At 45.7% G+C, this 24,813-nt stretch carries 24 protein-coding genes and 1 riboswitch; of the genes, 3 read left to right on the forward strand and 21 right to left on the reverse strand.

Annotated features, from left to right (window positions below):
* The first annotated feature begins 17 nt into the window (after nt 1-17).
* A complete protein-coding gene (locus tag QNI08_RS01560; protein ID WP_285765666.1) occupies nt 18-347 on the forward strand; it encodes a hypothetical protein in 330 nt (109 codons plus the stop codon).
* Nucleotides 348-544: 197 nt separating this feature from the next.
* Here the strand turns inward: QNI08_RS01560 and tpx are convergent, their stop codons facing one another.
* The 9 genes from tpx to QNI08_RS01605 all read right to left on the reverse strand — a co-directional run bounded on the left by tpx (nt 545) and on the right by QNI08_RS01605 (nt 9,394).
* Nucleotides 545-1,045: a thiol peroxidase gene (gene tpx / locus QNI08_RS01565; protein WP_285765667.1), complete on the reverse strand. Its 501-nt coding sequence runs from the start codon at nt 1,043-1,045 to the stop codon at nt 545-547.
* A 172-nt stretch (nt 1,046-1,217) separates the two neighbouring features.
* The gene (gene ytfJ, locus QNI08_RS01570) at nt 1,218-1,682 is read right to left on the reverse strand and encodes a GerW family sporulation protein (RefSeq protein WP_285765668.1); all 465 of its coding nucleotides are present in this window, start codon (nt 1,680-1,682) and stop codon (nt 1,218-1,220) included.
* Between the two features lie 14 nt (nt 1,683-1,696).
* On the reverse strand, nt 1,697-2,389 hold the full coding sequence (locus QNI08_RS01575) for a DUF2953 domain-containing protein (protein WP_285765669.1): 693 nt from the start codon (nt 2,387-2,389) through the stop codon (nt 1,697-1,699).
* A gap of 93 nt (nt 2,390-2,482) precedes the next feature.
* Nucleotides 2,483-3,019 carry an RDD family protein gene (locus tag QNI08_RS01580; protein ID WP_285765670.1) on the reverse strand — a complete coding sequence of 179 codons (537 nt, stop codon included), beginning with the start codon at nt 3,017-3,019 and terminating at the stop codon, nt 2,483-2,485.
* 12 nt (nt 3,020-3,031) lie between these two features.
* The gene (sppA, locus tag QNI08_RS01585; protein ID WP_285765671.1) at nt 3,032-4,033 is read right to left on the reverse strand and encodes a signal peptide peptidase SppA; all 1,002 of its coding nucleotides are present in this window, start codon (nt 4,031-4,033) and stop codon (nt 3,032-3,034) included.
* A gap of 245 nt (nt 4,034-4,278) precedes the next feature.
* On the reverse strand, nt 4,279-5,274 hold the full coding sequence (gene pdxA / locus QNI08_RS01590) for a 4-hydroxythreonine-4-phosphate dehydrogenase PdxA (protein ID WP_285765672.1): 996 nt from the start codon (nt 5,272-5,274) through the stop codon (nt 4,279-4,281).
* Nucleotides 5,271-6,566, reverse strand: a complete 1,296-nt coding sequence (locus QNI08_RS01595) for a four-carbon acid sugar kinase family protein (RefSeq protein WP_285765673.1) — start codon at nt 6,564-6,566, stop codon at nt 5,271-5,273. The genes pdxA and QNI08_RS01595 overlap by 4 nt, the downstream gene beginning before the upstream one ends.
* Nucleotides 6,567-6,595: 29 nt before the next feature.
* Nucleotides 6,596-7,570 carry a 2-keto-3-deoxygluconate permease gene (locus QNI08_RS01600; protein WP_285765674.1) on the reverse strand — a complete coding sequence of 325 codons (975 nt, stop codon included), beginning with the start codon at nt 7,568-7,570 and terminating at the stop codon, nt 6,596-6,598.
* A gap of 153 nt (nt 7,571-7,723) precedes the next feature.
* Nucleotides 7,724-9,394 (reverse strand): PrpR N-terminal domain-containing protein, encoded by a 1,671-nt coding sequence (locus QNI08_RS01605; RefSeq protein ID WP_285765675.1) that lies wholly within the window; start codon nt 9,392-9,394, stop codon nt 7,724-7,726.
* Nucleotides 9,395-9,786: 392 nt separating this feature from the next.
* Here QNI08_RS01605 and QNI08_RS01610 point away from each other — a divergent pair, with 392 nt between their 5' ends.
* Nucleotides 9,787-10,590 (forward strand): NAD kinase, encoded by an 804-nt coding sequence (locus QNI08_RS01610; protein ID WP_285765874.1) that lies wholly within the window; start codon nt 9,787-9,789, stop codon nt 10,588-10,590.
* A gap of 43 nt (nt 10,591-10,633) precedes the next feature.
* Here QNI08_RS01610 and QNI08_RS01615 read toward each other — a convergent pair whose 3' ends face one another.
* Genes QNI08_RS01615 through QNI08_RS01635 form a run of 5 tightly spaced genes read right to left on the reverse strand, consistent with a single transcriptional unit; the run spans nt 10,634 to nt 14,232 of the window.
* The gene (locus QNI08_RS01615) at nt 10,634-11,404 is read right to left on the reverse strand and encodes a TatD family hydrolase (protein ID WP_285765676.1); all 771 of its coding nucleotides are present in this window, start codon (nt 11,402-11,404) and stop codon (nt 10,634-10,636) included.
* A 27-nt stretch (nt 11,405-11,431) separates the two neighbouring features.
* On the reverse strand, nt 11,432-12,166 hold the full coding sequence (locus tag QNI08_RS01620; protein WP_285765677.1) for an ABC transporter ATP-binding protein: 735 nt from the start codon (nt 12,164-12,166) through the stop codon (nt 11,432-11,434).
* Nucleotides 12,150-12,932, reverse strand: coding sequence for an ABC transporter permease (locus tag QNI08_RS01625; RefSeq protein WP_285765678.1), 783 nt, complete (start codon nt 12,930-12,932; stop codon nt 12,150-12,152). Before QNI08_RS01625 ends, QNI08_RS01620 begins: the two co-directional genes overlap by 17 nt.
* Nucleotides 12,929-13,213: a thiamine-binding protein gene (locus QNI08_RS01630; protein WP_285765679.1), complete on the reverse strand. Its 285-nt coding sequence runs from the start codon at nt 13,211-13,213 to the stop codon at nt 12,929-12,931. The genes QNI08_RS01625 and QNI08_RS01630 overlap by 4 nt, the downstream gene beginning before the upstream one ends.
* Nucleotides 13,214-13,224: 11 nt before the next feature.
* Nucleotides 13,225-14,232 carry an ABC transporter substrate-binding protein gene (locus tag QNI08_RS01635; RefSeq protein ID WP_285765680.1) on the reverse strand — a complete coding sequence of 336 codons (1,008 nt, stop codon included), beginning with the start codon at nt 14,230-14,232 and terminating at the stop codon, nt 13,225-13,227.
* A 126-nt stretch (nt 14,233-14,358) separates the two neighbouring features.
* Nucleotides 14,359-14,468: riboswitch (TPP riboswitch) on the reverse strand.
* A gap of 229 nt (nt 14,469-14,697) precedes the next feature.
* Here QNI08_RS01635 and QNI08_RS01640 point away from each other — a divergent pair.
* Complete coding sequence (locus QNI08_RS01640; protein ID WP_285765681.1) at nt 14,698-15,525, forward strand: protein-glutamine gamma-glutamyltransferase; 828 nt, start codon at nt 14,698-14,700, stop codon at nt 15,523-15,525.
* Nucleotides 15,526-15,587: 62 nt separating this feature from the next.
* Here the strand turns inward: QNI08_RS01640 and rarD are convergent, their stop codons facing one another.
* The 7 genes from rarD to ezrA form a co-directional block, all read right to left on the reverse strand.
* On the reverse strand, nt 15,588-16,517 hold the full coding sequence (gene rarD, locus QNI08_RS01645) for an EamA family transporter RarD (RefSeq protein WP_285765682.1): 930 nt from the start codon (nt 16,515-16,517) through the stop codon (nt 15,588-15,590).
* A gap of 46 nt (nt 16,518-16,563) precedes the next feature.
* Nucleotides 16,564-18,195: an amidohydrolase gene (locus QNI08_RS01650; RefSeq protein WP_285765683.1), complete on the reverse strand. Its 1,632-nt coding sequence runs from the start codon at nt 18,193-18,195 to the stop codon at nt 16,564-16,566.
* A gap of 150 nt (nt 18,196-18,345) precedes the next feature.
* Entirely contained in the window at nt 18,346-19,929 is a 1,584-nt protein-coding gene (gene mbcS, locus QNI08_RS01655) for an acyl-CoA synthetase MbcS (RefSeq protein ID WP_285765684.1), read from the reverse strand.
* Nucleotides 19,930-20,207: 278 nt separating this feature from the next.
* Nucleotides 20,208-20,414 (reverse strand): alpha/beta-type small acid-soluble spore protein, encoded by a 207-nt coding sequence (locus QNI08_RS01660; RefSeq protein ID WP_057911412.1) that lies wholly within the window; start codon nt 20,412-20,414, stop codon nt 20,208-20,210.
* An 82-nt stretch (nt 20,415-20,496) separates the two neighbouring features.
* The gene (gene thiI, locus QNI08_RS01665; protein WP_285765685.1) at nt 20,497-21,708 is read right to left on the reverse strand and encodes a tRNA uracil 4-sulfurtransferase ThiI; all 1,212 of its coding nucleotides are present in this window, start codon (nt 21,706-21,708) and stop codon (nt 20,497-20,499) included.
* Nucleotides 21,705-22,853 carry a cysteine desulfurase family protein gene (locus QNI08_RS01670; protein WP_285765686.1) on the reverse strand — a complete coding sequence of 383 codons (1,149 nt, stop codon included), beginning with the start codon at nt 22,851-22,853 and terminating at the stop codon, nt 21,705-21,707. Before QNI08_RS01670 ends, thiI begins: the two co-directional genes overlap by 4 nt.
* Nucleotides 22,854-23,071: 218 nt before the next feature.
* Nucleotides 23,072-24,766 (reverse strand): septation ring formation regulator EzrA, encoded by a 1,695-nt coding sequence (ezrA, locus tag QNI08_RS01675; protein ID WP_285765687.1) that lies wholly within the window; start codon nt 24,764-24,766, stop codon nt 23,072-23,074.
* Nucleotides 24,767-24,813: the final 47 nt, after the last annotated feature.

A 24,813-nucleotide genomic window follows, 5' to 3' on the forward strand; every position in this document is an offset into this window, starting at 1 on the left:
CATGAGGTGGTGATTATATGGATAATCAAAATCAATACTATCATGGGCCGGTTAATCCGATAAATCAGCAACATGATATACAATCAGCAGAAGAATTCAACAGGCAACAACAAGGATTTCAACAAGGATTTCAACAAGGATTTCAACAAGGATTTCGGCAAGGGTATCGACAGGGGTATCGACAAGGGTATAGAGATGGATATCGGGCAGGGCAACAAGCAGGGGGGCATTACCCAAGGCAAATGCCGGCTTGGCCTAATGAAGTTGATATAAAAATCGGTACACCTAATGGTCAAGAGTGGTATGGTAAGATTGTTTTACCATTGAATGGTGAGAATTCGGACTAACTAAATCAGCATATTGAACCTAAAAAAAACGGTATAACAGAATACGCAAAGATGATTCAGATAACTGCATCCACATTGAAAATCAGGGCCTAGAAAGGCTGTTGTCCACTTCAACGACAAGCTGTTGATCAGAAAAAAAACAACATGAAAACAAAAAAACCGGGCCCATTGTGCCCGGTTTTTTTAAAAAATACAGCTTATTTTGACGCTTTGGCCGCTTCAATTGCACCTTCGTAATTTGGATGGTTCGTGCCTTCGCTCACATATTCCACATAAGTGATTTCATCGGAACTGTTCACGACGAAGACGGAGCGTGCCAAAAGACGTAATTCTTGCATGACGACACCATATGCTTCCCCGAAGGATAGGTCGCGGTGATCGGAAAGAACTTGGACATTCTCCAATCCGCTCGCAGCGCACCAGCGTTTCTGTGCGAAAGGAAGATCGTTACTGATCGTCAATACTTTCACATTATCCAATTTAGCCGCTTCTTCATTGAATTTACGTGTTTGTGCATCACATACACCTGTATCCACTGAAGGAACGACACTGATAATACGGACAGATCCTTTCGAATCGCTTAATGTAACGGGTGATAAGTCATTGGCCAATACAGTAAAATCGGGAGCCTTGTCCCCCACTTTTAGTTCTTGTCCGATCAAAGTGACCGGGTTGTTCTTGAATGTAACTGAAGCCATTAATAATTCCTCCTTTTTCTGCTATATGTACAAGCCTAATGATATTTGTTTTACCGGAATTTTGCAATTAATTGAATTGGAAAAAGTGAAAGAGCTCATGGCGAACACGCAAGCACGCTACAGGGATGAGGCGATTATTGCACAAAAAAACTCGGCGGATGCCGAGTCGCATTTAGAAATCCAAGTCTTGTTTAGGTTCCTGGTATCTCGTTGCTGGCGGTTGACTTGCCCCTTGCTTTTGATTACTATCCTTCTTGGCTAGCATGGACTGGATTTTATCGACTACCTGAGGAGCCAAATCCATCATTTTTTCAAGAAGGTGGGTCCCTTCATCCAGATGAATCATCTTCACACCATGGGAACCGACGATCAAAAATGCTATCGGTGTGATCGAGACACCGCCACCGCTACCGCCGCCAAATGGTTGTTTGCTTTCACCTTGCTGTCCTTGTTGATTGCCATCAATCACAAATTCGCTGCCGCCTGCCGCAAAGCCGAAGCCCACTTTGGAAACGGTTAAAATGACACTTCCATCCGGAGTTTCCACCGGATCGCCGATGATCGTGTTCACATCGACCATTTCTTTCAGATTTTCCATCGCTTCTTTCATTAAGCCTTGGATTGGATGATCTGACATCTAAATTCCTCCCTCTAGAACGATTGTTTATTGGAATCACCTGATAGCCTCGCTAAATTCCGGGACCTGAAATCCGCCTTCCTGCCTTTCCAATAACGAAGCAATTTTATTCCAGTCCACATAGCTTGCCCGATCCTAAATTGTAATATGCAGGAAATTATCGTATTGGCCTGCCATCGCTGAAAGTTAGGCGTGATGGAATAAGAGGGCATGATTTGAAAATTCAGATACGAGGTCAATAGGCCGATGATGGACCCTTTAAGAGCCCAGCATGCCCCGGTGAGCATACCTGTATGGGCAGCGTTTTTGGTTCCGATCATGCTGTGCCACACGAATTTTTTCACCTTGACCTTTCGCGTGAACTGACGGACGATTCGGTGAAAGCCGACGATATGCACAATCATTGTCCGAAGGTCGGCCATGCCGTCACGTAAATGTTCCGGTGTGATCTTTTTCGTTTCTTCCTTTTTGCTTTCTTCCTTCATTCCTTGTTCTTTCTTAACGGTTACCGTTGCCGAGCCTTCTTCCTTTTTGATGACAGGCACTTTGATCGTATAATGGAAAAGCCCATACCAAGCTGTTAATTTAATATGTATTTGGTCATTTTTGTGAATATGCTTTAAGTCAATGTACACCTTTATTTTAGTGAACATAAGAAGAAGCAGCAGTAAAATGAGGCAACCTGCAATCAACAAAAGCCACTTCATGCATCCACACCCTTTTCCTCCAAGTATCGGCATATCCACAAAAAAATAAACCTGCAAAAGCGAAGATCTCGCTCTTGCAGGTTCATGACATACTCATCTTCTCACCAAGACCACGCTTGTGTCTGCAAAGACATCATGTAAGGCCTGTTTCTTCGGCAATAGTCCTGCCAAGAGATAGCCAATCCACGTAACCTTTGAAATGTAGCGGCCGACCAGTTCCCTGAATAACACCGTTCCCCAGGAAATGACCGTTGCCTCTTCCTTCAATGCCACGACTTTCAGGCCAAAAATCATTTTGCCCAAGGTTTGGTTCAAGAACTTGGTCATCAGGACAAAGTATAGGAAGAATACGATTCCCGTCAAAAAGCCCTCTGCCGAAAACCAGAGATCATCTGTCCCTTCATAAAACTTGAAGATCGGATGAATCAAGATCCGATTCAAGCTCCCTATAACCAGCAGGTCCGCTAAATACGCCCAAAACCTCATCCAAAAGCCAGCAAAACAGACAGCCTTCAGTTCCTTGTCCACGGTAACCACCGTTGCTGATAAATCCGACTGAACGGGTCCATGCTGACTTTCCAGTGGATCGGGTGAAGCGATTTTTTCATTGTTTTCATTTCGTTCCGTCATCCTTCAGCCCCCCTATTCCGCATACAAATACATTAAGCGTGGGGAATTTGAAGAGGAAAGGATTTTTGTCAAGACTGCCGTTTCCACATCATTTCCCAACATTTTTTGCGCTCCCATACTGAATAACGACCCAAAGCCTGCCTCATCCGTATAACGGATGACTTGAGCATCTTTTTTACCTATGTCTTTTTTCATGGCGGCAATGACATCATCCAAATGGCCAAAGTCATCTATTAAATGGTTTTCCTTCGCCTGACGTCCATCATAAATGCGGCCATCGGCGATTTTCCTTACTTCCTGCTCCGTCATACCGCGGCCGTCTGCAATGACCTTCACGAATTGATCATACGAGTTATTGATCATGTTTTGCAATATATCTCGTTCCTCACCCGTCATTTCCCGGGTCGGACTCATGATGTCCTTATGCGGTCCGCTTTTGATCGTTTCAAACTCTACGCCATATTTCTTGGCAAGCTTTTCATAATTATACCCGTGCATGATGACGCCGAGTGAGCCTGTCATCGTTTCCGGGCTTGCATAAATCTTATCGGCCGGTGCGGAAATATAATATCCGCCGGAAGCGGCCATCGACCCCATCGAAACATAGACAGGTTTTTTGACCTTTTTAATATCCAGGATCTTGTCATAGATTTCTGCACTCTCGACGACACCGCCGCCAGGTGAATTCACCCGGAGGATTATTCCCTTGATGTCATCATTTTCTTCTGCCATCTTCAGCTTATCCATGAAGGCTCGGTGATTATATGTTGCCGAGCTTAGTAATGATGCTTCCCCAGTATCTTGAATCGTTCCCTCTACATCAAAAACGGCGATTACGTTCGTGTAGTCCTCGCCTTCAATGATTTCTTCATAAAACTCGCTGTCGGAAGCGAATATTTCATCAATCACACTTTCCGTATCAGCAGTAAAAAAAGTCGTAGCGGTCCCTACCAGAATAGAGACAAAAAATAAAACGGCTGCGATTCCAAGTGCGGCCCAACGCTTTCCATTCATCTGTGTTCCCCCTTAACGATATGTATCCTTCTTACCATACGAATTGCATCCAGAAATGTTTCATTCCATGATAAACTAAGATAGTTAAAATTGTAGCAAATAATCCTCTAATTGGAAATGAAAGCCGCACTTTTCTTTATGCCGTCTTAAAAAGAACTTGTCATCCCTACTGATTCCAGTGAACGATTTCCAGATGAAGGTACTACATAAAAGCTGCCGGAATTGGATTCCGGCAGCTTCTGCACTCATTCTTTCGGCGCTAATTCAATGGCTGAATGGATGGCTGCAAGCATGCTTTTCTCATCAGCAATGTTCTTTCCTGCTATATCGAAGGCGGTGCCATGATCGACGGAGGTCCTGATGATCCCGCCTTTCAGCCCGACTGTGATGTTGACGCCGGCCTCAATACCCATTACCTTGACCGGTGCATGACCTTGGTCATGATAACAAGCAACGACAATATCAAAATCCCCGCGTCCAGCCCTGAAGAACAATGTATCGGCAGGAAGCGGGCCTGTTGCATGGATGCCTTCTTTTTGCGCCTGCTCGATGCCAGGCATTAGCTTCTCTTCCTCTTCGCCATTTCCGAATAAACCATTTTCCCCTGCATGAGGGTTTATTCCACAAACCGCGATGCTTGGATTTTGGAACCCAGCCTTGGTCAATGTATCATGTGCAAGTTTGATCACCTTGTACGTTCGCTCAGGATTGATGCTTTCGATGGCTTCAATCAGTCCCATATGTGTGGTCAAATGAATGACCTTCAAATTGGGAGTGGTCAGCATCATCGAAAAATCTTCAGTATCCGTGAGATCAGCCAGTATCTCCGTATGGCCCGGATACATATGCCCCCCTTTGTGGAGCGCTTCTTTATTCAGCGGTGCTGTGCAGATCGAATGGATTTTTTTCTCCTTCGCCAAGTCGATTGCCTTTGCCAGGTATTGAAATGCGCCGTCTCCGGCTAGAGCCGAAACCTCTCCGAATGGCAGGTCGGAAGGAAGGATGTCCAAATCCAGCACATCTATCGCACCAAACTCATACTTTGCCTCAGACGGATCTTTAATGGCATTCACCATTCCGGTATAGCCGACGATAGGCTTTACCTTCTCTATTATTTTGGCATCCCCGATCAACAGCGGCCTGCACTGCTCATATACCTCGATATGCGTTAATGCCTTTACGATAATTTCCGGGCCGATACCGGCCGCATCTCCCATGGTCAATCCAATAATCGGTCTCATCTTTGCATTTCTCCCTTCAACTTTTTCATTGCATGTATCAATACATCCTCCGAACCGAATCCGCCCGCTTTCGTGATGACATATATGTCTTCATTACCCAGGAACCTAGAAATGGGAACCCCCGTTTCCAACTCCTCCAGCAATTCGAATCCTTGTACATCCCATAGATTGCATATTTGCTTGGCTGTGTCTCCGCCAGTCATGGTTACACCTTTGAAATATTGTTTCTCCAATAAGACGGAGCATACTGTACCTATCGCTTTTACAATTTCGTTACTGATTTGGGTATGTGTAAGCCCCCTGGATTCACCAGTGCTCCAGGCCTTTTCGATATCGGCTTTTTCAGCGGTTGAATATATGACGACATCCTTGCCGCAAGCTGCCTTTTCGATCGCCTCCTGATAGATTCGTCTAATCTCCTCTGCTCTTTCATTGTCATCGGATACCGCTTTATAGGAATCGAAGGAAATGGCATGCACCTCGGTTTTTTCCAATAGTCTCTTCAATTGCAGCCGTGAGTTCTTGTTGACACTTCCGATCACGGTCAGGACCGGGGAAGTACCATCAGGGATGGCAAGCTCGCAATCCTTGGCTGGAATAGAATGATAGTCTGGAAGGTAATTGGCGATCCCTGCCGAACCCGCCCATGCCAATTCAAGCTCGAGATCCTTTGTATAATCCAATATGTCCTTCAAATGCTGCTCTTCGGAAGAATCGATGAGGATGTAGGGAATAGAATCCCCTGCAAACCTTGATAACTTCCTCTTCACATGATCTTTGCCTTTTTCCAAGTCACTTATGGTAATCGTCCCGATCGGCCGCCCCGTCTGGGAACCGATCAGCTCAGGCAAATAAGATTGGGTCACAGGCGTTTTCGGATCCTTGGAAATTTCCGTTTCCCCAAGGGGAATTCCCTTTAAATAGTGAACGGAATCAATGATCGATCGGCCGTTTTTAGGATACCCCGGAGCGATCATGACTAAATCCGGGTTAATCGCCTCATACAGCGCATCGATTTCAGCACCGATATTCCCGCGCATTGTCGAGTCGAGCTTTTTAAAAATCGCGGAAAAGCCGGAACGTTTCAAAAAAACTGCCGCTTCCTTGACATTATCGTACGCCTCCTGCCGTTCCAGTGAGCGGCTGTCTGTATCGAATACGACAGCATCATAATCCTGGACATGCTTTTCATCCATTCCGAAAAGAACGGTCGTTTTAAGTCCATGACGTGCCAATTGAACTCCACTATCATTGGCACCCGTCAAATCATCTGCGATGATCGCTAACTTCATTTTTAATCCCCTCCAAAACATGGGTACGTTTATTCATTGTACTTTGCCACTCCACCCTTTTTATCCAGATGTTTCGCTAGGAAGCCGATAAATATCGGGAGAAGGATCGCTGTCGTGACAACACTTGCTGCAATTTGTACAGTCGCAAGTTCAGCATGGATACCAAATGACGCATTGGCTGCGACGATGGCTGCAGGAGTTCCGACCGCGTTACCCGCTGTTGAACCTTCGGAAGCCCCGACAATAGGATTCCACCCTATCCATTTGAAGATCAGATATCCTCCTCCGCCCGTCAGAACAACGGTGATTACACCGAGTAATACGCCACTTAATCCACCTTGGATGATTGCCGTGAAATTAATTCCCATCCCTAACGAAAAAGCAAAGAATGGAACAAGTTTATCACTGCCCTTAGAAAGGAAATCCTTCATCTCCGGATCTAAATTCCCCAATACAATCCCGACTATAAGAGGAAGCAATACGGCTACGAACGAAGTCGGCGAGAACATGCCGTTTGCGAAGCCCATTGTCCCGAAGATGGAAAGCGCCACCATTGTCAGGAACGGACCGTCACTTAATGCCAGGAATGGATAGGCCGCTTTATCTTCTTCCTTCCCATACTGACCTGCCAAGGCAATATAAAGTCCGCCATTCGAATTCGTCATGGCTGCAATGATGGCCAACGGCGCCATCCCCAAAAACAAGCCATTACTATCGGCAAGCCAAAAGCCAAGAAGACCGACCAAAGCCCCCAATACCCACTTATATGTTAAAAGTGTTACGCCCTTTTTAACAGATGTTCCTGCAGTGCGCAGATTGATTTGTGTTCCCGCAATCAAAAGAAATAAAGCGATTAAAGCACTGGAGCTATTAACGAACAATGCCTCGGTAAAGCCGCCGATTCTTAGTAAATTTGGAAATAATGTATTGATGGTCGCCGCCAGTAACAACGGCACAACCATCATCCCGCCTGGGATCCGATCTAACGTTGCTTTAATTCTCATATTAAAAACCCCTTTTCTTTATGATAAAAGCGCTTTCAATGAATATATTAAAATACACTGTTAATAAAAGCAACACTTTAAAATAAAAATATACTGAAGTCTATTAAAATAGTTTAAAAATGCAACACCTTAATCAAAAAAACAAACTTAAAGTCATTCTTTAAGTTTGCGCCATAATGTAGCCCGGTTGATCCCTAACCGTTCTGCCGTTTTTGTTTGATTATACTCTTCTTCCTTAAGGGTGCGCTGAATGATGTATTTTTCCATTTCCTTCAGCGTCGCTTTTGGCGATACGATGATGTCCGTGGGAAGGCCATCATCTTCCAGTACTTTCTCAATGGTTTCTTTTTGGATCACATACTCTTTTTCATTCAAGGCTATTTGCTTGATGAACCGCTTCAAATCGTCCATGTTATTCGGATAAGAATAATCCTTGAGAAGGGCCAGAGCCTCACTTTTAATATTCATTGCCGTTGTTCCATAGGTTTGATGATAATGGGATAAGAAAAATTTCGTTAGTTTTTCGATATCCTCGGTGCGGCGTGATAAATCCGGAAGGTGAATTGCATTTATTTCCTGATGCGCTGCGATGGCTTCGCTAACTTGGTCGTTTGATGTGATAAATATCGATAGGCCACTTTTGCAGCAGGTGCATATAAAATCGTTTAATCGCTCATACTCCTTTACCCGATCGATATTCTTCAAGAAAACGGTTCGGATATCATCCAAAGGCAGCCCGTTAAGTGCACTTTCATTGAACTCCGTGAAATCAACGGTAAGGAGCATCCCATTATTCGCCAGCTCATTATGTATATAATGGACAAGAAATTCCTTCCCCGTCCCCCGGTTTCCTTTTAAATGAATGATTTCATGGTTCTTGTAGAGAGAGGCTACATTGTTTATAAGTGCTGCGTCCATCGCAATCGGTTCAGGGAAAGAAGCTGCCTTGCACTCCACCCCTTTTAAATCCAAGCGTTTCACGGAACTGGCCGCCAGTACATACATCCGGTATGATGCCTCCAAACCATCATGCCAGAAGCCTTCTACATCTATACTCTTGCCATCCAGTGAGAAATTGGCATGAAGATGCTGCTTAGCAGCATCAAGCTCCGCATTCATACTCTGATATTGGCCATCGTTCAACGGGTTCGTATCAAAATCCGTCAAATGCTCATAGACAGCTTGATGCTCTCCATTGAAAATGACAAGGTTTTGAACTTTTTTGACCAAAAGCCTTTCAAGCATTTTATTGATATCATTTTTGTAATGCAAGTAAGAAATCATTTGTTTCGCATCATTAATGGCCCTTATGATCGATTCCCGGCCCGATTGAATCAGGAAACCCTTCATCCCGTATGAGATGGTGGCATTGATTGTGATTACATCACCAACGATTTGTCTATATCCCTCGTTTTTCAAAGCTAAAATGAGAGGAGCCACTTCCCCGGATTCGCGAACCGTATATACCTGTAAGGGAAGGTCCAATAAATCGATGATCGATTGGGCGCCTGAAGTAATGTTGGAAAATCCAACAATGGCCGTTTTATCTTTAAGCTCACTCGCCAAAGTCAGGGAACGGATCATGTCATAACCGGAAAGATGCATGTCGATGACCGGGATATGGACGGCTTCCTTAATCAATTTGGCCGTACCGCCCCTGCTGATGATGGCATCGGCCCCATTTTTCTCTTCCAATTTCGCAAGCTCCACACCCTTTTCCAGGTCGCCCACGGAATAGCCGATCTCCAAATCCGGATACAGAGGCAGACACGCCCTAACGACGGGCAGCATCGATTCATAGGGAGCAATGATATGCACTTTCATACACATAACCTACTTTCTTAAATATCCGTAATTCCATTCATACGTCCCCATCATGTCGAGGGGACTGATACACCCATTGATTATATCATTTTTCCCCTCCCGCTTCTTCTATTCACGGTGCATTGTTGGCAGCCATACTCGATTGAATACCGCTGAAAAGAGCGCAGAGCATCCTCTTCACGAGCGGATTTTCTCAGTTATGCACGTCAATCTCTTGCATAACGTAATGAAAAGTGCAACATCATACTAAAATGCTTCATTACATGATAAACTACTATGTATAAGTGCAGCACACCATCCTCTAGGCAGGACATGCAAGGGCCCCTTCGGTCCATCGGCTCCTTTATAGAGAATAAGAAAGCCCTTTCATTACTAATCATATTAGGGGGATCATAATGAACACTAGAAGAAATATTTACTTTTTCCATGCTTCAAGTTCTGAAATGCAAAGCAAGGTCGAACGTCTTGCGGAGTTGGCGAACCAGCACGACTATGAGGTCGTCCAAGATTTCACAAAGGCCAACATTATCGTGAGCGTTGGTGATGACGGGACCTTTTTACAGGCGGTACGTAAAACCGGCTTCAGGGACGATTGTTTATATGCAGGCATATCCACCACCGGAAATTTGAATATGTACTGCGATTTCCATCTGGAAGATACTGATAAGATGATTGATGCCATGACTAGAGAGCAAATCGAGGTTCGAAAATATCCAACAATCGAGATTCAATTGGACGAGCAGCCTCCTTTTTATGCCCTTAACGAACTGAGTATCCGGACATCGATCACGAAGACGTTCATCATGGATATTTCCATCGACGAAATCCATTTTGAAACCTTCCGCGGGGATGGAATCATCATTGCGACCCCTACGGGAAGCACCGCTTATAATAAGTCGGTGAATGGGGCCGTCGTGGACCCGCTCCTTCCTTGTTTCCAGGTGAGCGAGCTTGCCTCCATCAATAATAATACGTATCGGACCCTTGGGTCTTCATTCATATTAAGCAGCGATAGGACATTAACCATTCAGCTTGAACAAAACGGTCCAAGCTATCCGATCGTCGGACTTGATAATGAAGCCTTGAGCATCAGCCATCTCGGAAAGGTGAAGGTCCGCTTAAGCGGCAAGGTCATCAAAACCGTTAAGCTGAAGGATAATTCTTTTTGGGAAAAGGTAAAAAGGACGTTTCTCTAATGAGCGCTGAAAAAGGTACCAGATATCATATCTGGTACCTTTTTCATATATCATAAAAATCTTTGGTGTTTTGATGGAGGATTCCGTACACATGGTCGATTGGCAACCCTTTAATTGAAGCGATGTGACGAACACTTTCGTGGATCATGCCCGGGTGAGTCGGCTTCCCCTTGAACTCGCCTTCAAACTCCCATGGACCATCCGTTTCGACCATCATCAGCTCAAGCGGATAGGCAGCGACCAGATCCACGATCTCCCTTTCATAGCACACATCCGGTGTAATCGATATGCGGTATCGCTTCTGGATCATCCTTGCCATCGTCTCGCTATCGCCTTTGAACCAGTGGAAATGGGCCTTTTTGATACCGTGCTTTTCCAATAGATCGCAAACAATGGGAGCATCGCCATAAACGGCATGAAGGATAACGGGTTTCTCGATTTCCTTGGCAAAAGCAAGAAGCTTATCCAGTATCTTTATGTATCCTGCCATTTCGATGGCGGGGTTTTCCTGCCTTAAATAATAAGGAAGCCCGATCTCTCCTACGGCCACCATCTGGTGCTGGTGTAATCGCATCCAATCCAATAAGTCCTTCAGTTCCTGTTCACTGGGAAGCGCCTGCTCTGGGTGAAAACCAAACGCCGGCTTAATTCGTGAATCCTTGCGTGAAAGCTGGGCATTTTTCACGCAAGATGGCAAATCCATGGAAACCGTCAGCAGTGCCTCCACCTGCACCTTTTCCATATCCGCAAGTAGCTGCTCCTGCCTCATTCCCTCATATTGATCAAGATGGATATGGCTGTCGATGATCTTCATGCTTCAGGCCCTCCTTAGCTCATGAGTTTAATTTGGTTTCAGTGCAGCATATAATTTTCGTTTCAAATGAATGAATTCATCACTGAGGAGCTGGTCTTCCCTCCTTGGCCTCGGGAATGGGACGACAACCTCCTTGATGACAGAGGCCGGCTTGGATGACAACACGTAAATCCTATCGGATAGGAAAATCGCTTCATCAATGCTATGTGTCACGAAAAGCACCGACCGCCGATATTCCTCCCAAAACGACATCAACCATTTTTGCATCTGCACTCTCGTCATCTCATCCAAGGCTGAAAATGGTTCATCAAGGCACATTAAATCCTGCGGACTCAAGATACTCCGAATAAAGGCGGCCCTTTGCTTCATGCCACCGGACAGTTCATGCGGATAGGCCCGCTCATACTCTCCCAGCCCTGCTTTCTTCAATAGCGATTTGGCCCTTTCTTTATCTTTCATGCCAGCAAGCTCGCTTCCTAGCAGGACATTTTCCAATACCGTTCTCCAAGGCAATAGCGAAGGCTGCTGCGGCATATAGCTTATATGGCCCTTTAGGCCGTTAATGTTCTTGCCATCGAGTAAAATGTCGCCATGATCCGGCTTCAAAATGCCGCCTGTCAAGTGGAACAATGTACTTTTCCCACTGCCTGATGGTCCAAGAATCGTGACGAATTCCCCTTCATTCACATGGAAATTCAGCTTCTCCAAAATATTCCGTTTACCGTCGAAGGAATACGAAACATCTTTAATTTCCAGATGCATGCTTTTCGTCCTCCTTCCGCTTCCATGAAACAAGATGCTTCTCAAGCAGGCTAATCACACCAAAGAAAAGCAGGCTCATTCCCATAATGATGAAAATGGCAACAAACACCCGATCGGTCCTGAATGCCGAGGAAGCGAGCGTCATATAAACGCCGATCCCGGATTTCGCCCCGAGCCACTCGGATATGACGGCCCCCATTACACTATAGGTGGCCGAGATTTTGAGGCCGGAGAAAATGGACGGAATCGAGTGCGGGAGTTCAAGCTTCCAAAATAACTGTCTTTTTCCCGCCCCCATCATTTTAAAATAATGCTTAAGTTCATCCGGTGTTTGGCGCAGGCCATCCAAGGAGGCAACGGCGACCGGAAAAAAGCACACGAGAGAAATGACAATGAGCTTGGGAAGCATCCCAAAGCCAAACCATATCACTAAAAGCGGGGCCAATACGATGATGGGAATGTTTTGTGACAGGATGAGCAAAGGATAAACGGCATCCTTCACACCTGGGAACAGATGTAAGGCAGCTGCAATCAATAAGCCGATACAGCTTCCAATCAAAAAGCCCGATAACGCAAGCTCGACGGTTGATAACAGATGTCCGAGAAGATTGTGAACAGACTCGATTCCTTCAAAAAAGATTACGGATGGAGCGGGAAGCAGCCATTTTTCGATATTCCATATCACTGTCGCTGCCTCCCATGCCGCCAGCAGCAATATTAAAAGAAAGAAGGGAGCCCCCTTCTTCCAAATTCCCCTTCCGATCATGCCCGATACTTCTCCGTCAGAGTTCCCATCGTGATCCCGCTCGGCTGGTATAATATTTTGACTTGGGAAATGACATTCGGCGAGCCTAATTCAATCATTCTGTCATTCATTTTTTCTATCACCGAAAATAACTGGGAAAGCTCACCCTCCATGGTCGTTTCCAGCGGGTGAACCTCGTATTTGACACCTGATTCATCAATGATCTTGATTGCTTCATCGACCAAAGGAATGACATTTTCCCCTTTAGGGATGATTTGTATGCTAATTAAAGAATTGGCCATTTTGTTTCCTCCTATTTTGGTAAAAACTCATTAGTAAACGCTTCTTCAGGTTTGAAATCTCCTTCAAGAAGCTTATTATCTTTCATCCAATCACTGTAATTCTTCCATATATCAAGCTTTTGTTCACCCCAGCGGGAAGCATCATCCTGATATTTGTCTGCAAGCCACGCCTGGCTTTTCCTCACCAGTTTCGCATCCAGGTCCGGAGCCGCCTTCATCAAGATGTCCGCAGCCGAATCCGGTTCATCAATCGCATACTGATAGCCTTTCGAAGCTGCATGAACGAATGCCTTAACGGTATCTGGATCCTCTTTGATGAGCTTTTCATTCGTTGTCAGAACAGGTGTATAGTAATCGAGCTTGTCCGAATAATCGGTCAAGTAAACCATATTCAGCTTTTCATTTCTCAGTTCTGCCTCGACACCTGTCCATCCATAATAAATCCAGGCAAAGTCTATATTCCTTTTAACCGAAGTGAAGAAATCAGCGTCCCCTGTATTCACTATATCCACCTTATTGACATCCGCATTTTCTTTTTTCATCAGTGAATCCATCAGGGCCTTTTCTACCGGAGACCCCCAGCCACCGTATGTTTTCCCTTCGAAGTCTTTAGGGGATTTAATGTTTTTATCCACTGGTGAGGCGAATCCAGACGTATTATGCTGGATGACTGCAGCCACTGAAACGATCGGCACATCCTGGACGCGCGCCTGGGTGATCGCTTCCTGATAGCTTACACCGAATTCGGATTTCCCGGAGGCCACTAGCTGATCGGCACCGGCTTCACCTGGCATAATGATCTCCACATCCAATCCTTGTTCTTTAAAATACCCCTTTTCTTTGGCTACATACAATCCTGTATGGTTTGTATTAGGTGTCCAGTCAAGCACGACCGATACCTTTTTCAATCCAGCTTCATTATCTTTCTTTTTTGTGGCTTCCTCTTTTTCTTCCGTTCCGCCGGCGCCACATCCAGCTAAAAGGAACAACGAAGTCAGCAATGGCAAAAATTTATTCAAGCGGGTATCCTCCTACTCATCTTATAAGATCCATATGCAGGAAGATGAAGGGCGCCGGGTTCTTCTGCAGCATAAAAAACAAAAAACGCCCGAAGCTGAGTTCGGACGCTAACATACAAAACGGACAATCTGTCATGATATGTTCCCTCCGCTGGCACCATCCAGATCAGGTTCAAAGAGTCAGCATCTAAAGGATGCAATCTCAGCCAGCAATACTGGCTCCCCTACATTTCTCGCACATATGGACTTTCCCTATCATTATATCAATTCATGGTGAAAAGGGAAAACTAATTTGCTTCCGCTAGAAAAATCTCGCTGCAGCCCGCCATCGGAAGCAGGCTTGACGACCTGCACCTTTCCTGCTCCACATGGTCACTTCCTTACGGTCAGTCATATAATGAACATGACCTGCAGACATTTCCATGCACAAGATTCATAACTCATAAGCAAAAGGTGGATATGAACATGATCAAGATTAATCACAAATGGTTAGATGTCAGTCAAATCCAGCCAGGTATACCATCTAAGGCGCTGGAGCTGCTTCAATTGCTGGCGGGATATGCGACCGTTTTTGAATACCAGAGTTTGGAAGAGCTTAATTTCGAAATTCAATTGAGGCTTCGTGTCATGGACGCAGCCATTTCATTAGATAAAAGCGGTGCAGAATTTGCAACACTCGATGAATCGGAAACAAACCACCGATATTGGCGCCTCGCAAAGGATGGCACCTTCACCCTCCAGCCAGGGATCCCTCCCCATCTTGCCATTGCGGATATTTTCCAAAATGGAAGGCTGTACGCTTTCGAATGCGGCACAGCCATTGTCGTTACGTTCTTAAGGGCAATCATGGACATCATCGGTCCAAGGAATTTTGATTATCTGTTTTCGGACCTATTCCTGTATGACTGGCATCCGCCGACGAATATGGCCCTGCGCGTTCATCGGGGCACCGATTATATTCCAGGAGACTGCGTGTACTTCAAGAATCCTGAACATAATGAAAAAACGCCTGAATGGCAAGGGGAAAACGCGATACTATTAGGCAAAGACCTCTTTTTTGGGCACGGAATCGGCATTACCAATTCCAAGGGAATCATTGATGAATTGAACGATAACCGAAAATTGAATGCCTCGATATCGGCATACCTATCAAACCATATCGTCAGCCTTGATAGTTCCTACTATTATGACACAGTCCAACCATTTCCCGGCCGTAAAGAAGAGAGTTACCGCCTGAGCAGCCTACCTGAATCGATCGTTGCCGAGATCGGTTCGAAGCTTCACGTTTCATGATGCATGGCCGCGCAAAAAAAAAATGCTTGGAGGAAAAGTTCCGCCAAGCATCTTTTTTATATTCACGCACCGATATTCCTTTTGCCTTTGAACCTGCGGGCGCTTGCCTGCCCCCATTTCGTAATGGAGAGCGTATAAACCGCCAAAGCCGACCATATGAACAAAAAGGCTAATAGATGTGCTTTCGTAAAGCTTTCATGATAAACGAATACACCGATCAGTAAGGACAAGGTCGGGGCGATGTATTGAAAAATGCCAAGCATCGAAAGCGGGATTTTTTCTGCCCCTTTCGCAAAATACAAAAGAGGTAACGCGGTGACGATCCCGCCGCCCACCAACAGCAAGCCCGTGCTCCCCGCTGTAAAGAATTGCATGTCTGCCTGGGCGGACAAATATATCAAGTAACCTAGTGCGAGAGGTGTTACCATCATCGTTTCCAGCGTCAGCCCGATCGCCGATTCGGCCTTGATCATTTTTTTTGCCAATCCGTACAAGCCAAAGGTCATCGCCAATACAAGGGAGACCCAGGGAATGGTGCCGAAATGAATCCCAAGGATCAAGACACCGATTCCAGCAAGCACGAAGGACGTGATCTGCGCCCTGCTCAATTTTTCCTTTAAGACGACCACGCCCAAGAGGACGCTGACCAGCGGATTGATATAATAGCCGAGGCTGGTGTCAAGGATCCGGCCGGAGTTAACGGCCCAAATGAACACTCCCCAGTTAGCTGTAACGAGCAGTGATGCTGTAAGTAAAGCCGTAAAGAGTTTCGGGTTACGAACTATATTCTTGACATAGTCAAGAAACGCTTGCCATTTTTTCATGAACAGCAATAACACCAGCATGAAGACGAAGGACCACAATACCCTTTGCGCCAAAATCTCTGTTGCACCGACCCCCTGAAGGAATTTCCAGTAAATCGGAACAATTCCCCACATCATATAAGAAAGAGCGGCGTATATTGCCCCTTCTTTTTGTTCATTCACTTTCATAACCTGCCTTCTTTCCATTCATTCCTTATCTTTTAAAACCATCTACCTATTTTGCATCCCGATCGCCCGTTTTGCAACTGTTATTTTTATCATACATGATTCTGTCATCAATGACCGTCATGACGGCTTGAGCTGTTAGGAGGTCATCGGGCTTCACCCTGAATACATCCAGATCAAACACGGTAAAGTCGGCATCATACCCCTTTACGATCATACCGCGCCGTTTTTCCTGACCTATAGCCGCGGCACTGCCTTTCGTATAAAGGGAAAATGCCTCAAAAACGGTGAGCCTTTCAGCCAAGCCATAGCCAGCAGCATCACTGCCGATTTTTGCCCTCGTCACAGCAGCATGAATCCCCAAGATTGGATTGAGCGGCTCGATCGGCGCATCCGAACCTCCCGCACAAATGATGCCCAAGTTCAAATAGGTCTTCCATGCGTATGAAGATGCCAATAGCTTTGCCGGAACCTTTTCTTCGACCCATGGGAAATCCGACGGTACGAAGCCCGGCTGGATATCGAAGATCACCGGCAGTTTTGCTGCCCGTTCCAACAGGTCCGGCCGGACAATCTGAGCATGGATGAGCCGATCATGCAAGCCGGCTTTCGGGGGGAGGGCAACGAGTGCATCCAATACATATTCAAAAGCAAGGTCGCCAATCGCATGAGCCGCGATCGGCATATCTGCCTGCCTTGCTTTTTGCACCCATCGGCGAAGTTCATTTTCCGTGAATATTGCCACGCCATTCGTATTGCTTTGATCTGCATAAGGCTCGCTCAGCAGGGCTGTGTGACCGCCTAACGAGCCATCGGCGAATAGCTTCATGCTGTCGAACTTGATATATTGCGTTCCCCCTTGATAACGGCCGCCTGCTGCCAGCATATCTTCAAGGGCTTCATGATGTACGAGCAAATTGGCCCGGAAGGCCATGCCCTTTTCCTCGATGACCGTTTTAAACGCCGCGTACGTCGGCTGGAAGCCATTGTAATAATGGAGGTCCTCCGTATGTCCGCCCGTCAGCCCCAGCTTATGGGCATCTTGTATCGCCTCCGTAAGCGCCGTTTCAATATAGTCCTGGTCAATGCCGGGCAGGCTGTCTAAGATCAGGTTTTGCGCCTGGCTTTCCTTAAACAAACCGTTTAACCGCCCATCGGGATAGCGGCAGATCACACCGCCTGCCGGTTCCTCTGCACCTTCCTCGATGTCCGCTGCCAAGAGAGCGCAGGAATTCACCACCAAGGCATGACGGCAGATCCTTTTCAAAACGATGGGATGCTCCATCGATATCGCATCAAGTTCATCCCGCAGAATCAATTCCGGACTGGTCCATTCGTTTTCATTCCAGCCTTCAGCGACAATCCACTTTCCTGCAGGCGTCACGGCGCACTTTTCCTTCAGGACGCCCAGGATGGCTTCCCTGCTTTCCATCAAGGAAAGGTCAATACGAAGCAGACCCTCGCCATGTCCGACCAAATGAAGGTGGCTGTCCACCAACCCTGGAAGCATCGTTTGTCCTTTTAAGTCGATTTCCCTGGAAATATTGCCGGCATACTCCTGCTTTAAATAGGCAAGACTGCCTGTGTCGACAATTACACCATCCTCGCTGAAAAGTGCCTCCACCCGATCTTCTTCTTTAATCATCGTATAAATGGACCCATTGAACCATAACGTTCCCATACCGGCTATACACTCCTTATTAAATGTTTCTTACGGATATGCAGTAAGTGTACCATCCCATTCCACAGATTCCCAGAGGTAAGATTCCCTTCCATCCCAGTCAATCGAAAAAAGTCAGCCCGAGGGCTGACCAATGACCAATGATGATGATTAGTTATTCAGGATTCCTTCTTCCCTTTTCCGTAAATCAATTCGTTTGATTTTACCGGAGGTCGTTTTCGGAAGTTCATCAAGAAATTCGATCTTCCTTGGGTATTTATAGGGGGCCGTCAATTCTTTTACATGCGTTTGAAGGGTTTTGACCAAGCCCTGGCCAAGCGGATCGATATCATCCATCAAGACGACATAGGCCTTAACCACATTCCCCCTAATTTCATCAGGGCTGGCTATGACGGCACACTCTTTCACATATGGATGCTTGACAAGTGCATCTTCCACTTCAAACGGCCCTATAGTATATCCGGAGCTTATGATGATATCATCGGCACGTCCTTCAAACCAGAAATATCCCTCTTCATCCTTTTTCGCTTGATCGCCGGTAATATAATACTCGCCACGGAATTGCTTGGCTGTACGCTCAGGGTCTTTAAAATATTCTTTAAAGAGTGCAGGCGTATCGACATGCACGGCAATGTCTCCGACTATGCCGGGAGAACAAGGGTTGCCGGAATCATCAATGATTTCCACATGGTTCCCCGGAGTCGGTTTGCCCATCGAGCCCAGCTTGATCTCCATCCCTTTTGTAACCCCCACCAATAGGGTATTTTCGGTTTGTCCATATCCATCGCGGACTTCGATATGAAAATGTTTTTTGAACACCTCGAATACTTTTTGATTGAGGGGCTCACCTGCCGATACGGCACTGTGAAGGTGTGAAAGTTCATAGTCATCAAGATTATCCACCTTAGCCATCAGCCGGTACTCGGTCGGTGTGCAGCATAACGCATTCACCTTGTAATCCTGCAGCAGCTGAAGGTATTTCTTCGCCTCGAACTTGCCATGGTAGGCAAGGCCCGTTGCTCCCGTTCCCAGAACAGCCAGGAACGGACTCCAGATCCACTTTTGCCAACCCGGACCTGCCGTGGCCCAAACCACATCCCCCTCGCTGATGCCGAGCCAATTCGCTGCCGATGTCTTCAGATGGGCATAAGCCCAGCCATGCGTATGGACGACCCCTTTTGGATTTCCTGTCGTACCGGATGTGTAAGATAAAAAGGCCATATCCTCACTCTTCGTCGCAGCCATTGCCAGCAGATCCGATTCGGCAGCGGCGAGCTCGTCCAAATCGAGCCAATTTTCAACAGGGTTTCCGATCGAGAATTTCAGCAGGCCAGCGGCGCCATCTACCTCATTCAGTTCGGATGTATATTCATGATAACTGACTATCCCTTTGACATCACCATGGCCAATCCGATACTCCAGATCCTTTGCACGCAGCATCTCCGAGCAAGGGATGACGATCATGCCCATTTTCAATGCAGCTAAATAAACCTGGTAGGCTTCAACCAGGCGAGGAATGATGATCAGGACCGTATCGCCTTTTCCGAGACCTTCCTTCTTGAAGGCATTCCCGATTTTATTTGCACGTTTAAGTAATTTTTCATATGTAAGTTGTTTTTTCTCTCCGGCTTCGTTCTCCCAAAGAACAGCAACTTTTTCTGGATTTTTTGCAAAACGTTCCATTTCACTCACTAAGTTGTACTGTTCCGGAGCTAATAAATCTTCACGTTTCATTTTCTTCCCTCCAATTATGAACTCTTAGTACCTACTCATTATACAAGATACTGCTCACACATATCCATGTATTTTTACAAATTCATAAGAGAGGACAGATGAAAGACGCTTCCCCAGGGTTAAGCGAATGCCGTTTCCGTGTAATAGATGATTGTTTCTTTGGTCGTTCCTTCACTTTAGGCACTCGTTTATTCAAAGAAACTCGAATATAACCATCTTTTGTGCATAAAGAAGAGAGCGGGTTTTACAACCCGCTCTCTGTAGCCATATTTATGAAGTTATCTTTTGTATCCTCCGCCTAATTGTTGTTCAGCCATTTGAACAAGGCGTTTTGTGATTTCTCCACCTACTGATCCGTTAGCGCGAGCAGTTGTGTCTGCACCAAGTTGTACGCCGAATTCAGAAGCGATTTCGTATTTCATTTGTTCTAGAGCTTGTTCAACTCCAGGTACCAATAATTCGTTTGAGCTGTTGTTGTTTGCCATGTGTTTTTCACCTCCTTGTGATTATAGAGTGTGTTAAAACACAGGGCTTCATTCGCACTATTTTATTGGTAATTACAGGATATTAAAACAAGTCTTCCATGGCTTCTTCTTTATCGAATGTCTGCCCCGGTTTAATGGTCAAGATTTCGGTTTCGGACACCGCTTTTTCAATCAAGGAATCGAAATCGACGAAGCTTTCATAGTAGTTGACCTTCTCACGTTTCGGTTTCGTTTTTGGACTTGCCGGCGTGAATACGGTACAGCAATCTTCATATGGAAGATTGGATATTTCGAACGTGTCGAGCTCCCTGGCAATTTTGATGATCTCGGTTTTATCCATCGTGATAAGCGGGCGCAAGATCGGTGTGTTCGTCACCTCGTTGATGGCAAACATGCTGCTCATCGTCTGACTCGCCACCTGGCCAAGGCTTTCGCCGGTGATAAGGGCCATGGCTTCCTCTTTTTCACGGATTTTATCGGCGACACGCATCATCAAGCGGCGAGTTGTGGTCATCGAGTAGTTTTCCGGGATTTGTTTTTGAATCAATAATTGAATTTCCGTGAATGGCACGATATGAACCTTCATGCTTCCATTTATTTCAGCAAGCTTCCCTGCCAGATCAATGACCTTTTGCCTGGACCTTTCACTTGTGAAAGGCGGACTGTAAAAATGGATCGCTTCGACATCCAAACCGCGTTTCATGGAAAGGAATCCGGCTACAGGGCTATCGATCCCGCCTGAAAGCATTAACATCGCCTTCCCGCTTGATCCGAACGGAAGCCCTCCGGCACCTTGAATGATTTCACCCGTCAGATATACAGCTTCACGTCTCACTTCGACCAGCAGATTCAAATCGGGATTCTTTACATCCACTGTTACATTTTCCGTATTTCGCAGCAAATGTCCGCCGAGGGCCCTGTTAATCTCATCGGTATTATAGGGGAAATCCTTGTCCGCACGCTTCGTCGTGATCTTGAATGTGCTTACCTCTTCGGAAGTTTGGTTAAGGTAATATAGCGCTGCCGTTTTCATCACTTCGAGGTCACGCTCGATTTTTATTGCCGGACTTAAAGACTGGATGCCAAAGATCCCCTTTAACCGTTCAATGACAGGCTTATGGTCCACTCCGTTCAGCAGGACATACATCCGCTCGCGGTTTGCTGTAAGCACTACACCTTCGATATCCTTTAAACTCCAGCGGATGTGTGCCTTCATTTTGTCTACAAAGCCTTTGCGGTTTCTTTTTTTCGTGGAGATTTCTCCATAGCGGATAATTATATGATCAAATTTCATTTAGCAACCCTCATTATTTTTTCTAAGTTAGCGACGATTTTCCGTATCGCAGCCAGAACTCGCTTCGCTTCTTCCAGCTCATTTCCATAGGCAGTGCTGATGCGGATGACGCTCTCTGACCGGGCTTGATCACGGAACATCGCATCCACCGTTTTGCTGACCGACCTTTTTTTCGAAGAACAGGCGCTGGTCGTCGAAACAATGATTCCATCCGATTCGAGAGCATGCAGCAATACCTCTGATTTAAGCAGCGGTACGGAAAAATTCAATATATGCGGTGCACCCTCCTCAGGGCTGTTGACCAGCACACCTTCCGTCTCCAATAACCCTTTATATAAATATGTTTTTATTTGTTCAAGCTTATCATGATACAGCAGTTGATTGTTCATGCTAATGCGGAAGGCTTTTGAAAGGGCAACGATTCCAGCGACATTTTCGGTGCCGCTCCTGATTTGCGTTTCTTGATTGCCCCCATGAAACAGCGGGTCGATCTGAACGCCTTCACGAATATACAGGAAGCCTGTCCCCTTCAAGCCATGGATTTTATGCCCGGAAAAGGTGCATAAATCGATATTGGCTTCGCGTAAAGATAAAGGAACCTTACCAGCTCCCTGGACGTTATCGACATGAAAGAGCACGTGCGGGTATCGCTCCAGTATTTTTCCTATGTCAGCAATCGGTTGTATCGAGCCTACCTCATTATTGACATGCATGATGGAAACCAATATCGTATCCTCCCGCAATGCCTCCTTAAGGTCGGTCATGTCAATCTGCCCATATTCGTTAACGGGCAGAATCGTGATCTCAAAACCGGATTTCGTCAATGACTGACAGGCATCTTCGACAGATGGATGCTCGATCGCTGTCGTGATGATGTGTTTGCCCCGGTTATTCCGGTATTGGGCTGCACCTTTAATGGCAAGATTATTTCCTTCCGTTCCCCCTGAAGTGAAATATATTTCAGAGCCTTTAACCTTCAATAAATCAGCGATCTGCTTTCGTGCTGCAGAAAGCAGTTTTTCGGCTTGAACCCCAAGCCCGTGCAGCGAGGAGGGATTGCCGAAATAATCAGAAGATACCTTCATGAACGATTCGATGACTTCTGGATATGGTTTGGTTGTTGCACTATTGTCAAAATAAATCATGGTTCACCTTCCATGTTTTGTATCTATGATGGTCAATCTTTTGCATATCATTAGGATTGTTGCTGTTGCAACTACTAATAATAACATAATTGAATTTGAAAGAGAATGTAAATCAATGGCCACGGTTTGAATGCCACGCTAAAAATGGAGCTATGCGCTTTAACCGTGCTCTTGGATCTGTTTTAGCCACCAAATCAAAAAACCCGCCATGGCGGGTTTTAAGATAGGACTTCTTCAATATTCGCACCAATTTTCCGCAGGCTGCCTGGGTCGACCTTTTCAATCGCCGTGGCTGCCGTTTCCAATGCAGCTTGATATTCATAGCTGCGGAATTTCGCCTCTGCTTCCCTGAGGCTGTCGGCAATAGTATCATGACTGCTGCGATACCGATTTCCGAATTGAATCACTTTTTCGGCCAAATACATATGCTCGATCAATTCCTGTGCCTTTTCGTAAACCTTATTCACCTGTTGGACCGCTTTGTCTAAATATATATAAACGGCAGCCATATCAAGCGGCTTTTCCTCCAGTTTATTTTGAACGTCCTCGATGCTTTCTTTGGCATCCTGGAGCACCGTTTTATAATCTTCGGGAAGTCCGGGGATATTGCTTTTGGAAATCAAGCGGCCCGTTTCAACCATTTTCCGCTTCAATTCAGCCAATGAGTCCCTCGCGTCCATTTCATCCTTCCGTAAAGCCTGCAGCTTGACAGTAAAATCTTTCTGATTTTCCTGCAATTCTTTCAGCTGCTCTGAAAGCCCCTGCATCTCTTCACTGATCAATGAGCTTGCCATCACATTATCCTCCATTTTCAAAACGAGCAATTGATGGCGTTTTGAAATCTGGGCAATCTGCTTTTCCATTTTCCGTTGTGCGTCGAGCTCATTTTCAGTCAAATGATAGGTGTGCTGGACATGTATCGTTTCAACTTTGAGTTTATCATTTTCATATTCAAGGTCACTTATCGTTTTCCTGAGGACTTCATCATTCTTCAAGATATACTGTTTGGAGAGCACCTCTTTTTCCAGCAGGTCATACAGTACCTCGATGCTTTCGTGCATATCTTTAATGCCTTTTTCGACAGCTTCCGTTTCGGCATTTTCCAATTGCGTCTTGTAAAGCTCCAATTCCTCCTCAAGCCTTGCTACCTCCTGCTGAAAATGGATATGGCTCAATAGGTAGCCCTGCCCTGACATCTCCTCATACCCATCCTTCAATTCATTGATTTGGGCATGCAGCTCGGTTTGGCTGTCAACCAATAGTTTGGGCAGCATCTCCATTTTGACGGCAAGGACTGACAGCTTATCCTTAATCGAAAGAACAAGCTCCCTCGCATTCAAGTAGTTTCCGTTTTCCGTTTCTTCTTCATACCTTTGCAGGACCTGCAATACTTCATCCAGGGAGCCTTCGAGCTTATCCGCCGCTTTCCCATAATTATGTCTATGTGCAAGCAATGATTTCTTCAATTGGCGGTAGGATTCTTTAATATCCTCGATTTCCAAGCGGTTCTTTTCCTCACTGCCAACAAGTTCATTCAATTCATATAAAATCTTCTTGATCATTTCCTCTATTTCATTCAGCATGACGGTAATTTTGTGCTGTACCTCTTTCGAGCGGCTGAACCGGTACTTATCGACGTACTCCTCTGCATCGAATAAAAGCTCTTCGACCTTCGGCATATGGTCCGTAATGATGGCATCCCATTCGATACGCCAGTTTTCGAACATTTCCTCCGTTTCACCAGTCATGTTCAATTGTTTGACTTTAGAAAGCTCTTCAAGCACGGGGCGGTGCATGATGCTTATTTTCCAGGATTCCAGTCGATCGATTTCTTTAAAATACCTCTTTTTGAAAAAATAACCCCAAATGATGAAAATCAAAATTAATACGATTACTCCAAGTATGTACTCCATGCTAGGCCCCCTGTTCTAGTCCTTACAGTCTTGCTCTATTATATATC

This window comes from Peribacillus folii, assembly GCF_030271255.1.
In the GTDB taxonomy this organism is placed as follows: Bacteria; Bacillota; Bacilli; order Bacillales; family DSM-1321; genus Peribacillus.

Coding starts and splice junctions, on each gene's coding strand:
- QNI08_RS01600 (WP_285765674.1), bottom strand. CDS start 7,570: ATGAGAATTAAAGCAACGTTAGATCGGATCCCAGGCGGGATGATGGTT.
- QNI08_RS01640 (WP_285765681.1), top strand. CDS start 14,698: ATGATCAAGATTAATCACAAATGGTTAGATGTCAGTCAAATCCAGCCA.
- QNI08_RS01575 (WP_285765669.1), bottom strand. CDS start 2,389: ATGAAGTGGCTTTTGTTGATTGCAGGTTGCCTCATTTTACTGCTGCTT.
- tpx (WP_285765667.1), bottom strand. CDS start 1,045: ATGGCTTCAGTTACATTCAAGAACAACCCGGTCACTTTGATCGGACAA.
- QNI08_RS01560 (WP_285765666.1), top strand. CDS start 18: ATGGATAATCAAAATCAATACTATCATGGGCCGGTTAATCCGATAAAT.
- pdxA (WP_285765672.1), bottom strand. CDS start 5,274: ATGAGACCGATTATTGGATTGACCATGGGAGATGCGGCCGGTATCGGC.
- QNI08_RS01630 (WP_285765679.1), bottom strand. CDS start 13,213: ATGGCCAATTCTTTAATTAGCATACAAATCATCCCTAAAGGGGAAAAT.
- ytfJ (WP_285765668.1), bottom strand. CDS start 1,682: ATGTCAGATCATCCAATCCAAGGCTTAATGAAAGAAGCGATGGAAAAT.
- thiI (WP_285765685.1), bottom strand. CDS start 21,708: ATGAAATTTGATCATATAATTATCCGCTATGGAGAAATCTCCACGAAA.
- QNI08_RS01650 (WP_285765683.1), bottom strand. CDS start 18,195: ATGGGAACGTTATGGTTCAATGGGTCCATTTATACGATGATTAAAGAA.
- QNI08_RS01615 (WP_285765676.1), bottom strand. CDS start 11,404: ATGAAGATCATCGACAGCCATATCCATCTTGATCAATATGAGGGAATG.
- QNI08_RS01580 (WP_285765670.1), bottom strand. CDS start 3,019: ATGACGGAACGAAATGAAAACAATGAAAAAATCGCTTCACCCGATCCA.
- QNI08_RS01605 (WP_285765675.1), bottom strand. CDS start 9,394: ATGAAAGTGCATATCATTGCTCCCTATGAATCGATGCTGCCCGTCGTT.
- QNI08_RS01595 (WP_285765673.1), bottom strand. CDS start 6,566: ATGAAGTTAGCGATCATCGCAGATGATTTGACGGGTGCCAATGATAGT.
- QNI08_RS01620 (WP_285765677.1), bottom strand. CDS start 12,166: ATGCATCTGGAAATTAAAGATGTTTCGTATTCCTTCGACGGTAAACGG.
- sppA (WP_285765671.1), bottom strand. CDS start 4,033: ATGAATGGAAAGCGTTGGGCCGCACTTGGAATCGCAGCCGTTTTATTT.
- mbcS (WP_285765684.1), bottom strand. CDS start 19,929: ATGAAACGTGAAGATTTATTAGCTCCGGAACAGTACAACTTAGTGAGT.
- QNI08_RS01660 (WP_057911412.1), bottom strand. CDS start 20,414: ATGGCAAACAACAACAGCTCAAACGAATTATTGGTACCTGGAGTTGAA.
- ezrA (WP_285765687.1), bottom strand. CDS start 24,766: ATGGAGTACATACTTGGAGTAATCGTATTAATTTTGATTTTCATCATT.
- QNI08_RS01670 (WP_285765686.1), bottom strand. CDS start 22,853: ATGATTTATTTTGACAATAGTGCAACAACCAAACCATATCCAGAAGTC.
- QNI08_RS01625 (WP_285765678.1), bottom strand. CDS start 12,932: ATGATCGGAAGGGGAATTTGGAAGAAGGGGGCTCCCTTCTTTCTTTTA.
- rarD (WP_285765682.1), bottom strand. CDS start 16,517: ATGAAAGTGAATGAACAAAAAGAAGGGGCAATATACGCCGCTCTTTCT.